The sequence below is a fragment of the Streptomyces sp. DSM 40750 genome (assembly GCF_024612035.1).
GTDB lineage: Bacteria > Actinomycetota > Actinomycetes > Streptomycetales > Streptomycetaceae > Streptomyces.
This window is the reverse complement of sequence record NZ_CP102513.1, coordinates 7245948-7258875: the sequence shown is the minus strand read 5'-3', so window position 1 is coordinate 7258875 and position 12928 is coordinate 7245948. Positions and strand designations below refer to the sequence as shown.

The following is a 12928-nucleotide window of genomic DNA, read 5'->3' as shown; positions in this document are numbered from 1 at the left end:
GGGGCAGCCGCGACGGACGGTGACCCGCACCCCGACGGCGGGGCAGCCGCAACGGGCGGCGACGCGCACCCCGACGGCGGGGCAGTCGCGTACGGCGAGAAGGGGGCGTGCCGGGGGTGTCCGCCCGCAGCGGCCGGCGCGTCAACAGGTTCCATTTCTCAGGCGACCGATTCCACGCCGGCCCGAGGACGGACACCCCCCCGGCGCGCCCCCGACCCACCTCCGGGCCCAAGGCGCACCACCCCCGAACGCCCCCCGACCCACCCACCGGGCCCGAGCGCACACCGACCCACCCGCCGAAGGCAGCCCCGCCGATACCCTGGCCGCATGACCGCTCAGCAGCCCCGCCGCCTCGTGCTCGCCTCCCAGTCCCCCGCCCGCCTCAACCTGCTCCGCCAGGCCGGCCTGTCCCCCGAGGTGATCGTCAGCGGCGTGGACGAGGACGCCGTGTCCGCCCCCACCCCCGCCGACCTCGCTCTCGCCCTCGCCGAGGCGAAGGCCTCCGTCGTGGCGGCGAAGCCCGAGGTCAAGGGCGCCCTGGTCATCGGCTGTGACTCGGTCCTCGACCTCGACGGCGAAGCCCTCGGCAAGCCCGCCGACGCCGAGGAGGCCACCGCCCGCTGGAAGTCCATGCGCGGCCGCGCCGGCACCCTCCAGACCGGCCACTGCGTCTACGACACCACCACCGGCAGCTACGCCTCCGCGACCGCCTCCACGGTCGTCCACTTCGGCGACCCCACCGACGAGGAGATCGCCGCGTACGTCGCCTCCGGCGAGCCCCTCCATGTGGCGGGCGCGTTCACCCTCGACGGCCGCTCGGCCCCGTTCATCGACGGTATCGACGGCGACCACGGCAACGTCATCGGCATCAGCCTCCCCCTCGTCCGCCGCCTGCTGGCGCGTCTGGGCGTGGGAATCACAGAGTTGTGGACGCCTCGCGAGAAGTGACCCGAAGGGTCACGAGGCACTGGGCGCCGGAGGGGCGACCGGCGCGGGCCGCCCATCCGCCCCACCGGCGCCGCCGGATCCACCGGCACCGCCGGGCCCTCCAGGCCCACCTGGCACCGCGTCAGCAGCCCCGTCCTGCCGGTCGTACGTCATCAGTGTCAGGAGCACCAGCCCCAGCACCACCATCATGAACGCGAACGCGCTCCACCCCACCAGCCCCACGGTGAGCGCACCGAGCAGCCCGTGCACGACGGCCACGCTGATGAGCAGGATCCGCCCGAGCCCGGCGGCGGGCCGGTTACGCAGTGCGACGAGCAGGGCGACCACGCCGCAGAAGACGAAGTAGAGGCCGAAGAGAACACCCCCGGCCTTCGTCGACACGGACATCGCGTCCGGATCGAGACCGGCGAGCGACATCTTCTGCCGGTCGACGACGGTGCCGAGGAACCACTGCAGCCCGGCGATCCCGAGCCCCTCCACGAACAGCACGATCGCCGTGACCACCGCCACCGGTCTGCGGATCACCGGCCCCCACCCACTTCCACTGTCGCCCTGACGCTCTCGCCGTGCGTGCACGCGGCTCTCTCCGCGCCTCGCACAACCACCCGTTACCCCAAGTAGGTGTTCGAGACATCGTGAACGCTACTAACGGGTAAACCCCGGGACAAGGGTTCTCACGGGAGCAAAGAATCGTTGGGCCATTAGTAGAGACTCCACAAAGAAACCCAACCGGCCGCAGCGCGGCCGCACAGAGACCTTGACCACATCGGAGGGCTAGGGTTTTGGCGTGGAGTCCTGCGCAATGCTGTGCGACAAGGGATTTCGCCGGTCGAGCGAGCCCCGGTTCACGCTCCGTGTGGGCAAGCTCACCATTGTGGACGGGTCGAAACGCCGTGTCGGCAGTCCCTAAACTCGGCTTGTTTCAAGGAGAGGGAGCCATCGTGCGCAAGGTGTTGATCGCCAACCGAGGCGAAATCGCTGTCCGCGTCGCCCGGGCGTGCCGGGACGCCGGGATCGCGAGCGTGGCCGTGTACGCCGATCCGGACCGGGACGCGCTGCATGTGCGGGCCGCGGACGAGGCGTTCGCGCTGGGCGGTGACACGCCGGCGACCAGCTACCTGGACATCGCCAAGGTGCTGCAGGCCGCGAAGGATGCCGGTGCCGACGCGATCCACCCGGGTTACGGCTTCCTCTCGGAGAACGCGGAGTTCGCCCAGGCGGTCCTCGACGCGGGGCTGGTCTGGATCGGCCCGCCCCCGCAGGCGATCCGCGATCTGGGTGACAAGGTCGCGGCCCGTCACATCGCCCAGCGCGCGGGCGCCCCGCTCGTCGCCGGCACCCCGGACCCGGTCTCGGGCGCCGACGAGGTCGTGGCGTTCGCCGAGGAGCACGGCCTGCCGATCGCCATCAAGGCGGCCTTCGGCGGCGGCGGCCGCGGCCTGAAGGTCGCCCGCACCCTCGAAGAAGTCCCGGAGCTGTACGACTCCGCGGTCCGCGAGGCCGTGGCGGCCTTCGGCCGGGGCGAGTGCTTCGTGGAGCGCTACCTGGACAAGCCGCGCCACGTCGAGACCCAGTGCCTGGCCGACAGCCACGGCAACGTGGTCGTCGTCTCCACCCGTGACTGCTCCCTGCAGCGCCGCCACCAGAAACTGGTCGAGGAAGCCCCGGCCCCCTTCCTGTCGGAGGCGCAGAACGCCGAGCTGTACGCCGCGTCGAAGGCCATCCTCAAGGAGGCCGGCTACGTCGGCGCCGGCACGGTGGAGTTCCTGGTCGGCACCGACGGCACGATCTCCTTCCTGGAGGTCAACACCCGCCTGCAGGTGGAACACCCGGTCACCGAGGAGGTCACCGGCATCGACCTGGTCCGCGAGATGTTCCGTATCGCGGACGGCGAGGAACTCGGCTACGACGACCCGCCGCTGCGCGGCCACTCCCTCGAGTTCCGCATCAACGGCGAGGACCCCGGCCGCGGCTTCCTCCCGGCCCCCGGCACCGTCACCACGTTCACCCCGCCCACCGGCCCCGGCGTCCGCCTGGACGCCGGCGTCGAGTCCGGCAGCGTGATCGGCCCCGCCTGGGACTCCCTCCTGGCCAAACTCATCGTCACCGGCGCCACCCGCGAGCAGGCCCTGCAGCGCGCGGCCCGCGCCCTGGAAGAGTTCCAGGTCGAGGGCATGGCCACCGCGATCCCCTTCCACCGCGCGGTGGTCAAGGACCCCGCCTTCGCCCCCGAACTGACCGGATCCACGGACCCCTTCACCGTCCACACCCGCTGGATCGAGACCGAGTTCGTCAACGAGATCAAGCCCTTCGTGGCCCCCACGGACACCGCCGAGACCGACGACGACACCGACCGCGAGACGATCGTCGTCGAGGTCGGCGGCAAGCGCCTGGAGGTCTCCCTCCCCGCCGCCCTCGGCATGACCCTGGCCCGCACGGGCCTCGCGGCCGGCGCCAAACCCAAACGCCGCGCGGCGAAGAAGTCGGGCCCGGTCGCCTCCGGCGACACCCTCGCCTCCCCCATGCAGGGCACCATCGTCAAGATCGCCGTCGAAGAGGGCCAGGAGGTCAAGGAAGGCGACCTCGTCGTCGTCCTCGAAGCCATGAAGATGGAACAACCCCTCAACGCCCACCGCTCCGGCACCGTCAAAGGCCTGAGCGCAGAGGTCGGCGCCTCCGTCACCTCCGGCGCGACCATCTGCGAGATCAAGGACTGACCCGCACGACAGGACTGAGGACCCGCGCCCCGAAAGGGGCGCGGGCCTGTATCGATATGCGGCTCCGCCGCGTGGGCCCGACCAGCCACACCCGACCGGCACCCGCGCAGCAACCCCCGTCACCGGAGCTCTTAGGCTGAAGAAGCCTCCAGCGAAGAGAGCAGGTGAACCCCGTGCCGACCACCCGGCCCATGCGAGCCGACGCCCGCCGCAACTATGAGCGCCTCCTCGCAGAGGCCCGCCTGGCCTTCGCGGCCCATGGCACCACCGCCTCGCTCGAAGACATCGCCCGCCGCGCGGACGTAGGCATCGGCACCCTCTACCGCCACTTCCCCAACCGCCAGGCCCTGCTGAGCGCGGTCTTCGAGGAAGCGGTCGGTGACCTCCTGGCCCGAGCCCAGGAACACCTCAACGCGGCCCAGCCATGCGCGGCACTGGTCACCTGGCTGCGCGACATCATCACCCACGCGGGCGAATACCGAGGTCTCGCCCAGGCCCTGATGACGGTCTCGTACACCGACTCCCGCGCCGAGGACGAGAACACGTCGGACCTGGCCCGGTGCTGCGCCCCCATCCGGGAGGCGGGCACCGCCCTGCTGCGGCGGGCGCAGCAGGCGCACGACGTACGCGACGACGTGTCCATCGGCGACCTGCTCCAGCTCACCCACGCGATCGCGCTGGCGGCCGAGGAGACCCCGGACGATCCGGAGTTGGCCGACCGCCTGCTGACGCTGACCTTGCGCGGCCTGAAGCCGTAACCGGCGTGACAACGCACCCTTGACGGCGTTGCGGCACGGCTCCCCGACAGCTCTCCTGTCGGCTCTACCGGCGCCGAAGGTCCGCGACCCGAGCCGCGCGCTCCCTTTCCCGTTCACCGGCCGACGGCTGGTCCCCCATGACCGTGGCGCTGCGCAACTGCGGCGCGGAGCCGTGGACCTGGTTGCGGCGGGGGCCGGGAAGGGGCATCTCCCGGCGCGACTGGCGTGCCGGGACGGGATCGCTTCCCGTACCACCACCTCCCGTACCACCGCCGCCCGACGCGCCGGCCACGGAGATCTGCACGCCCTGATCGGCCAGGGCCTGCAGTTCGGTGACAGCGCGGTCGTCGTGGCCCGGCGGGTCGTCGGTGACCAGCCGGGTGATCACATCGGTCGGCACCGTCTGGAACATCGTGTCGGTGCCGAGCTTGGTGTGATCGGCGAGGACGACGACCTCGGCGGCGGCCTGGACCAGCGCGCGGTCGACGGACGCCGACAGCATGTTGGACGTGGACAGACCGCGCTCGGCGGTCAGTCCGCTCCCGGAGAGGAAGGCCTTGGAGACGCGCAGCCCCTGGAGGGACTGCTCGGCGCCGGAGCCGACCAGGGCGTAGTTGGAACCGCGCAGGGTGCCGCCGGTCATCACGACCTCCACACGGTTGGCATGGGCCAACGCCTGAGCCACCAACAGGGAGTTGGTGACGACGGTCAGCCCGGGGACCCGCGCGAGCCGGCGTGCCAGCTCCTGCGTGGTGGTCCCGGCCCCGACCACGATGGCCTCGCCCTCTTCGACGAGGCTCGCGGCGAGGTCGGCGATGGCCGTCTTCTCAGCGGTCGCGAGATGAGACTTCTGCGGAAAGCCGGACTCCCGCGTGAACCCGCCCGGCAATACCGCACCGCCGTGTCGGCGGTCGAGGAGTCCTTCTGCCTCCAGAGCGCGCACGTCCCGCCGTACGGTCACTTCGGAGGTCTGGACGACGCGAGCGAGCTCACGGAGCGACACGGCTCCATTGGCCCGCACCATTTCGAGGATCAATTGGCGACGTTCTGCAGCGAACACGAAACTGACAGTAACGCCAACGACCATCTGCTTTCAGCAGTTTGCGCCGAATAACAGAAGTTGTTCGCAGTGTGGGGCGAGAAGTGATATAGGAGGTGATTCAGACGCCGCCGCCGGACTTGCGCGTGTGGAGCTGGCGCGCGACCTCGGCGATCGAGCCCGACAGGGACGGGTACACCGTGAAGGCCTTCGCGATCTGTTCGACGGTCAGGTTGTTGTCGACCGCGATCGAGATGGGGTGGATCAGTTCCGAGGCACGCGGGGAGACCACCACACCGCCCACCACGATGCCGGTGCCCGGCCGGCAGAAGATCTTGACGAAGCCGTCCCGGATGCCCTGCATCTTGGCGCGCGGGTTGCGCAGCAGCGGCAGTTTCACCCCGACGGCGTCGATGACCCCGGCGTTCAGGTCGGCCTGGGTGTAGCCGACGGTGGCGATCTCGGGGTCGGTGAAGACGTTCGAGGAGACGGTCTTCAGGTTCAGCGGGGCCACGGCGTCGCCGAGGAAGTGGTACATGGCGATACGGCCCTGCATGGCGGCCACGGAGGCGAGCGCGAAGACACCCGTGACGTCACCGGCGGCGTACACACCGGGGGCGCTGGTCCGCGACACCTTGTCGGTCCAGATGTGCCCGGACTCCCTGACCTTGACCCCGGCCCCCTCCAGCCCCATCCCGGCGCTGTTGGGGATGGCGCCGACGGCCATCAGACAGTGCGAGCCGGTGATGACCCGCCCGTCCGCGAGCGTCACCTCGACCCGGTCCCCCACCCGCTTGGCGGACTGGGCCCGGGACCGCGCCATGACGTTCATGCCGCGCCGCCGGAACACGTCCTCGAGGACCTCCGCCGCGTCCGGGTCCTCGCCCGGCAGCACGCGATCACGGCTGGATACGAGCGTGACACGCGACCCGAGCGCCTGGTAGGCGCCCGCGAACTCGGCACCGGTCACACCGGACCCGACGACGATCAGCTCTTCGGGCAGCTCGTCCAGGTCGTAGACCTGCGTCCAGTTGAGGATCCGCTCCCCGTCCGGCTGCGCGTCGGGCAGCTCACGCGGATGCCCACCGGTGGCGATGAGCACGGCGTCGGCGACGAGGGTCTCCTCGGACCCGTCGGCGGCCCGTACGACGACCTTGCGCGACCCGTCCAGATCCTGCTGGCCCTCAAGACGCCCGCGCCCGCGCATGACCCGCGCGCCGGCGCGCGTCACGGATGCCGTGATGTCGTGCGACTGCGCCAGCGCGAGCCGCTTCACACGCCGGTTGACCTTGCCCAGATCCACCCCGACGACACGCGCGGGCGTGTCGATGTGCGGAGTGTCGTCGGCGACGATGATCCCCAGCTCCTCGTACGAGGAGTCGAAGGTCGTCATCACCTCGGCCGTCGCGATGAGAGTCTTCGACGGCACGCAGTCGGTCAGCACCGACGCCCCGCCCAGACCGTCGCAGTCCACGACGGTCACCTCCGCGCCGAGCTGCGCGGCCACCAGCGCCGCTTCATAGCCGCCGGGTCCGCCACCGATGATCACGATCCGAGTCACGTACTCCATTGTCCCGTACGACGGCCGATGCGCCTGCGCCGGGGTGCGGGGCGCCCCTGATCGGCCCGAAGGGCCGTTTCAGGGGCGCGGGGAACTGCGCGACCAGCCCCCACCGACCCGCACCCGAAGCACAACCCAAGTTCCCCGGCACCCGAAGCGGAGCGCTCCCGTACTCTCTCCCCCATGTCGCTCTACGCCGCCTACGCCGGCAACATGGACGCGCGGCTGATGTCCCGCCGCGCCCCCCACTCCCCGCTGCGCGCAACCGGCTGGCTGAACGACTGGCGGCTGACGTTCGGCGGCGAGCACATGGGCTGGGAGGGCGCGCTGGCCACGGTCGTCGAGGCACCGCGCTCCCAGGTCTTCGTGGCGCTGTACGACATCGCCCCCATGGACGAGGAGGCGATGGACCGCTGGGTCGGCGTCGGCCTCGACATATACCGCCGGATGCGGGTCCGCGTACACACGCTGGAGGGTCAGGAAGCGGCCTGGGTCTACGTCCTCAACGGCTACGAGGGCGGCCTGCCCTCGGCCCGCTATCTGGGCGAGGTCGCGGACGCGGCGGAGTCGGCGGGCGCGCCCCACGACTACGTGATGGAACTGCGCAAGCGCCCCTGTTGAGGAGCAGACCGAAGGGCGCGAGCACACCCTCCGCCCGAAACCACTGTTGGAAACGACAAGACAACGATCCCCGTCCCGTGAGTCCCGTCATCTACGCGCGTAGGCTCGGACCGGATACCCTCATCGCGTGAACGCATCTCTTCTTCCGGACGACATCCAGGGCGACCCCCACGCCGCCGCCGACGCCGCAGCCGCGCGCCTGCGCGAGCTTACGGGTGCCGAGACACACGACGTCGCCCTCGTGATGGGCTCCGGCTGGGCCCCGGCCGTGGACGCGCTCGGCGCCCCCGAGGCCGAGTTCCAGGTCACCGAGCTGCCCGGCTTCCCGCCGCCGGCGGTCGAGGGGCACGGCGGCAAGATCCGCTCGTACAGGATCGGTGACAAGCGCGCGCTCGTCTTCCTGGGCCGCACCCACTACTACGAGGGCCGCGGCGTCGCCGCCGTCGCGCACGGCGTCCGCACGGCCGTCGCGGCCGGTGTCAAGACGATCGTCCTCACCAACGGCTGCGGCGGCCTCCGCGAGGGCATGCGTCCCGGCCAGCCGGTCCTGATCAGCGACCATCTGAACCTGACGGCCACGTCGCCGATCATCGGCGCGAACTTCGTGGACCTCACGGACCTCTACTCTCCGCGCCTGCGCGCCCTCTGCAAGGAGATCGACCCCTCTCTCGAAGAGGGCGTCTACGCGCAGTTCACCGGCCCCCACTACGAGACCCCGGCCGAGATCCGCATGGCCCGCGTCATCGGCGCGGACCTGGTCGGCATGTCCACGGTCCTGGAGGCCATCGCCGCGCGCGAGGCGGGCGCCGAGATCCTGGGCATCTCCCTCGTGACGAACCTGGCAGCCGGCATGACGGGTGAGCCCCTCAACCACGAGGAGGTCCTCCAGGCGGGCCGCGACTCGGCGACGCGCATGGGCGAGCTGCTGACACGGGTACTGGACCGGCTGTAGGCAAGGGGTCCACCGCCCCCGCGCGGGAGAACCCGGGGGCGGGGGTTCGTGGGCGGCTGCGGGTGGTGCGTGGTTGCTCGCCCCCCTGGAAAACCCCGGGCGCCCCGTGCTTCCAGGGGCGCGGGGAACTGCGCGACCAGCCCCCACCCACCCGCACCCGACAACGCACCGAGCGGGGTCAGGGGGCGCAGCCCCCTGGGACGGGACCGGACGGGCAGGGACGGCGGGGGCGAGGACAATCGGACCCGCACCCCGCACCCCGCACCTTCCACCCGCACCCCACCCCGCACGGACCGCACAAACACAGGACGAGAGGTTGACCCCGTGCACGACGACCTGATCGCCCGCGCCAAGGCGTGGCTGGCCGAGGACCCCGACCCGGAAACCCGTGACGAACTCGCCAAGCTGATCGACGGGGCGGACACGGCGGAACTCACCGCCCGCTTCTCCGGCACCCTCCAGTTCGGCACGGCAGGCCTCCGCGGCGAACTCGGCGCCGGCCCCCTGCGCATGAACCGCTCGGTCGTCATCCGCGCCGCCGCGGGCCTCGCGGCGTACCTGGACAAGAAGGGCGCCACCGGCGGCCTCGTCGTCATCGGCTACGACGCCCGCCACAAGTCCGCCGACTTCGCCCGCGACACGGCCGCCGTGATGACCGGCGCCGGCCTCCGCGCGGCCGTCCTCCCCCACCCCCTCCCCACGCCCGTCCTGGCCTTCGCCATCAGGCACCTGGGCGCGGTCGCGGGCGTCGAGGTCACGGCCAGCCACAACCCGCCGCGCGACAACGGGTACAAGGTCTACCTGGGCGACGGCTCCCAGATCGTGCCCCCGGCCGACGCGGAGATCGCCGCCGAGATCGCCGCCGTTCGGTCCCTCAACGACGTCCCCCGCCCCGAGGCCGGCTGGGACACCCTCGACGACACCGTCCTGGACGCCTATCTGGCCCGTACGGACGCGGTCCTCGCCCCCGGCTCCCCGCGCACCGCCCGCACGGTCTACACGGCCATGCACGGCGTCGGCAAGGACACGCTCGTCGCCGCGTTCGCGCGGGCCGGCTTCCCGGAGCCGGTTCTCGTCGCCGAGCAGGCCGACCCGGACCCGGACTTCCCGACGGTCGCCTTCCCCAACCCGGAAGAGCCCGGCGCGATGGACCTCGCCTTCGCGAAGGCCCGCGAGACGGATCCCGACCTGATCGTCGCGAACGACCCGGACGCGGACCGCTGCGCGGTGGCGGTGAAGGACGGCGCCGACTGGCGGATGCTGCGCGGCGACGAGGTGGGCGCGCTCCTCGCCACCCACCTGGTCCGGCGCGGCGCGCGCGGCACCTTCGCCGAGTCGATCGTCTCCTCCTCCCTCCTCGGCCGTATCGCCGAGAGGGCGGGCCTCGCCTATGAGGAGACCCTCACCGGCTTCAAGTGGATCGCCCGCGTCGAGGACCTGCGCTACGGCTACGAGGAGGCGCTCGGCTACTGCGTCGACCCCGAGGGCGTACGCGACAAGGACGGCATCACCGCGGCCCTCCTCATCACCGAACTGGCTTCCGAACTCAAGGAAGCGAACCGCACCCTCCTCGACCTCCTGGACGACATCGCCGTCGAGCACGGTCTGCACGCCACCGACCAGCTCTCGGTCCGCGTCCAGGACCTCTCGCTCATCGCGCGCGCGATGGAGCGGCTCCGCGAGCAGCCCCCGACCGCCCTCGCCGGCCTGGCCGTCACCAAGGCCGAGGACCTCACCCAGGGCACGGACAAGCTCCCGCCCACGGACGGTCTGCGCTACACCCTCCACGGCGCCCGCGTGATCGTCCGCCCCAGCGGCACGGAACCCAAGCTGAAGTGCTACCTGGAGGTCGTGGTGCCGGTCGCCGCCCACGCCGGTCTCCCCGCGGCCCGTGCGAAGGCGGCCGGCCTGCTCGCCGGGATCAAGCAGGACCTGTCGGCGGCGGCGGGTATCTGACCGTCCCGACCACGGCGGCGGGCATCTGCCCCGCCCCCGAGCACGGCGAAGCCCCGGCCGGGGATCCGGCCGGGGCTGTCGTGCGTTCAGGCCGGTGATCCAGCCGGGGCCTCCGTGCGTTCGGGCCAGGGACCGGCCGGGGCTTCCGTGCATTCGGGCCGGGGGACCAGCCCGGGGCCTCCGTGCGTTCGGGCCAGGGACCGGCCGGGGAGCGGTTATGGCGCCAGCACCAGCGCCGCCACCCACAGCACGGCCAGCACCACGCTCAACGGCCACAAGGGCAGGCCTCGGCCCCCGTACTCCCCGCCGGGCCGCAGCGCGGGCTCCCGCCACATGGCGGTGATCTCGGCGGCGGTCCTCTCGTACGGGTGGACCAGGCGCAGCTTCCGCTCCAGCCAGCGCCAGCGCTCCGCCCGGACCGTCCAGGTCGGGAACGACGCCCGGCGGCTGTCGACCGTCAGCACGGAACCGCTGCACTGGACGGTCAGGAGGTGGTCCCACTCGATGTGCCGTGCCCCCCGCCAGTCGCTCAGCCACAGGCCCGAGCGGTCGGCCGTGATGCGCCAGGCCAGCATCTGGGGCAGCACCAGGACTCCGAAGACACCGAGGATGCCACCGAGGACGTACTGCTTCAGCCCGTTCGGGTACAGCCCGATGACGGCGATCGCGGCGATCATGGAGAGGGCGGAGGTCCAGTCGGGCCACCCCGCCCGCCAGCGCCTTACGGATACCGGCTCGTCTCCCAGCCGCGCCCTGCTCTCCGTGACGGCCGTGGCACGCAGCTCCTCGTGGACCGTGCTCCGCCTCGCCCTGGCCTTCTGCGCGGCGGCCCGACGCCGTACGGCCCGATCGGACAGCGGTCGCACCGGCCCGGTCGACGACTCGACGACCAGCTCCGCGGGCGAACCCCCGCCCCCCTCGGATGCGTCCGCGTCGCCTTGCTGTGCCGGCTTCTTCAGGTCCACCGGTCCCCGCGGATCCCCGGGCTGCTCCGACTCGCTCGGTCCGTCCGGCCCCTGAGACCCCTCCGGCTTCTCCGATCCCGCCGACCCCTCCGGCTTCTCCGCCGCGCTGACGATCACCACCTCGGCGCCCTCGTGCGGCGGCCCGTACAGCACGGCCTCGCGCAGGGGGCCGGGCTGCTCGTCGTCATCGTCATCGTCGTCGCTCTCGACGGCGTCGAGGAGTTCGTCGAGCTCCTCCGCGCTGATGCGCTCCTCGTCCTCCTCGTCGCTCTCCTCGTACCACTCCTCGGCCGCGACGGTGAACAGCGGCCGCAGCGCCGCCACATCGTCGGCGGCGAAGACCTCGGCGTCGCCGTCGGCGCCGTCCCGAACGAGCACCCGGAGCACCGGCACGGGAGCGCCCCGCAGCGCGGCGGCCCGGCGGCGCCCCAGCCACCCGGAGAGCAGTGAGGTGAGCCCCCAGCCGACCACGAACCAGCCGACGAGCGTGGCCTCGTGCCGGTCGGTGGCGACGTCCCAGCCGGAGGCGAGGGTGAGCAGCGCCACGCCGAGTACGGTCAGCACCCAGCCGAGCCCGATGAGGAACCGGCCGCGCCGCAGCGGCCCCGCCTCGTCGGGCACCGTGGCCGTCGCACCCTCGGCCGCCGCCAGGGCCCACTGCCGCTGGAGCCTGCGCTTGCTCAGCCGGATCTCTGCCATGGCCCAGGTGAAGGTCACGGCGAGGGTGCCCAGCAGGGTCGCCACGTCGCGGCTGCCCCCGTGCCAGGCCAGCAGGAGCATGAGGACGGGCGCCGAGAACCGTACGACCTCGGGCCTGACCAGGGTCCACACCAGTTGCAGCGGGACCAGCGCGGCGAGGGCGGCGAGCACGCCCGCGAAGTTCGCCAGCCAGAAGCCGACGATCAGGCCGCCCGGGACCACGGCGAGGAGGTGCAGGGGGCGCGTCCGGGCCGGCACCCAGACGGGCGGCCGGGTCCGCGCCCAGACCTCCATCTTGTCCCCGCTCCAGGCGACACAGCCCTCGGGCACGGCGGACACGGGCAGCCGTAGCGGCGGCGGGGGCCCGGTCTGGGGATGGGGCTGGGGCTCAAGGTTCGTACTCATCGTTCTGTGGACACTCCGGCCGCCGTCGTGGTTGCGCCGTTCGCCGCGCGCGATCCGAGGCGATCCAAGCGGACCAAGCTGTGGAGGCGGGACGCACGGCACGCGGTGGCCCAACGCACCCTGATGCTCAGGGAGTTGGGCTGTCGCATGCTTCCCGGACGTCTCGTCCGGCGCGTTTCACGCCACCATAGAACAGATGTCCGGAGCCATTCCCCCAGGAGCGCCCGGCATCAGGCGCCCTGTCGCCCCTTCTTCGGCTACCCGGGGAGGGGCGCCCCGCACCGACGTACCGGCCGACAGTTCAGCC

Annotated in this window: 10 protein-coding genes; 6 read left to right on the top strand and 4 right to left on the bottom strand. The window is 72.0% G+C overall.

Annotated elements, in window-relative coordinates:
- Positions 1-327 precede the first annotated feature (327 nt).
- Positions 328-948 (top strand): Maf family protein, encoded by a 621-nt coding sequence (locus JIX55_RS32410; RefSeq protein WP_257566769.1) that lies wholly within the window; start codon positions 328-330, stop codon positions 946-948.
- A 9-nt stretch (positions 949-957) separates the two neighbouring features.
- Here JIX55_RS32410 and JIX55_RS32405 read toward each other — a convergent pair whose 3' ends face one another.
- The gene (locus tag JIX55_RS32405; RefSeq protein ID WP_257566768.1) at positions 958-1473 is read right to left on the bottom strand and encodes a hypothetical protein; all 516 of its coding nucleotides are present in this window, start codon (positions 1471-1473) and stop codon (positions 958-960) included.
- Positions 1474-1889: 416 nt separating this feature from the next.
- On the opposite strand from JIX55_RS32405, the gene JIX55_RS32400 reads away from it, so the two are divergent.
- Positions 1890-3665: an acetyl/propionyl/methylcrotonyl-CoA carboxylase subunit alpha gene (locus JIX55_RS32400; RefSeq protein WP_257566767.1), complete on the top strand. Its 1776-nt coding sequence runs from the start codon at positions 1890-1892 to the stop codon at positions 3663-3665.
- Positions 3666-3856: 191 nt separating this feature from the next.
- Positions 3857-4423, top strand: coding sequence for a TetR/AcrR family transcriptional regulator (locus tag JIX55_RS32395; protein WP_257569555.1), 567 nt, complete (start codon positions 3857-3859; stop codon positions 4421-4423).
- Positions 4424-4487: 64 nt separating this feature from the next.
- Here JIX55_RS32395 and JIX55_RS32390 read toward each other — a convergent pair whose 3' ends face one another.
- Together JIX55_RS32390 and JIX55_RS32385 are read right to left on the bottom strand one after the other, a co-directional pair.
- Complete coding sequence (locus tag JIX55_RS32390; RefSeq protein ID WP_257566766.1) at positions 4488-5510, bottom strand: DeoR/GlpR family DNA-binding transcription regulator; 1023 nt, start codon at positions 5508-5510, stop codon at positions 4488-4490.
- 73 nt (positions 5511-5583) lie between these two features.
- On the bottom strand, positions 5584-7032 hold the full coding sequence (locus tag JIX55_RS32385; RefSeq protein WP_257566765.1) for an NAD(P)H-quinone dehydrogenase: 1449 nt from the start codon (positions 7030-7032) through the stop codon (positions 5584-5586).
- Positions 7033-7206: 174 nt separating this feature from the next.
- Here JIX55_RS32385 and JIX55_RS32380 point away from each other — a divergent pair, with 174 nt between their 5' ends.
- The 3 genes from JIX55_RS32380 (at position 7207) to JIX55_RS32370 (ending at position 10552) form a co-directional block, all read left to right on the top strand.
- A complete protein-coding gene (locus tag JIX55_RS32380; protein ID WP_257566764.1) occupies positions 7207-7644 on the top strand; it encodes a gamma-glutamylcyclotransferase in 438 nt (145 codons plus the stop codon).
- Between the two features lie 127 nt (positions 7645-7771).
- The gene (locus tag JIX55_RS32375) at positions 7772-8596 is read left to right on the top strand and encodes a purine-nucleoside phosphorylase (RefSeq protein WP_257566763.1); all 825 of its coding nucleotides are present in this window, start codon (positions 7772-7774) and stop codon (positions 8594-8596) included.
- Positions 8597-8920: 324 nt separating this feature from the next.
- Entirely contained in the window at positions 8921-10552 is a 1632-nt protein-coding gene (locus tag JIX55_RS32370) for a phospho-sugar mutase (RefSeq protein ID WP_257566762.1), read from the top strand.
- 215 nt (positions 10553-10767) lie between these two features.
- Here the strand turns inward: JIX55_RS32370 and JIX55_RS32365 are convergent, their stop codons facing one another.
- On the bottom strand, positions 10768-12621 hold the full coding sequence (locus JIX55_RS32365) for a hypothetical protein (protein ID WP_257566761.1): 1854 nt from the start codon (positions 12619-12621) through the stop codon (positions 10768-10770).
- Positions 12622-12928: the final 307 nt, after the last annotated feature.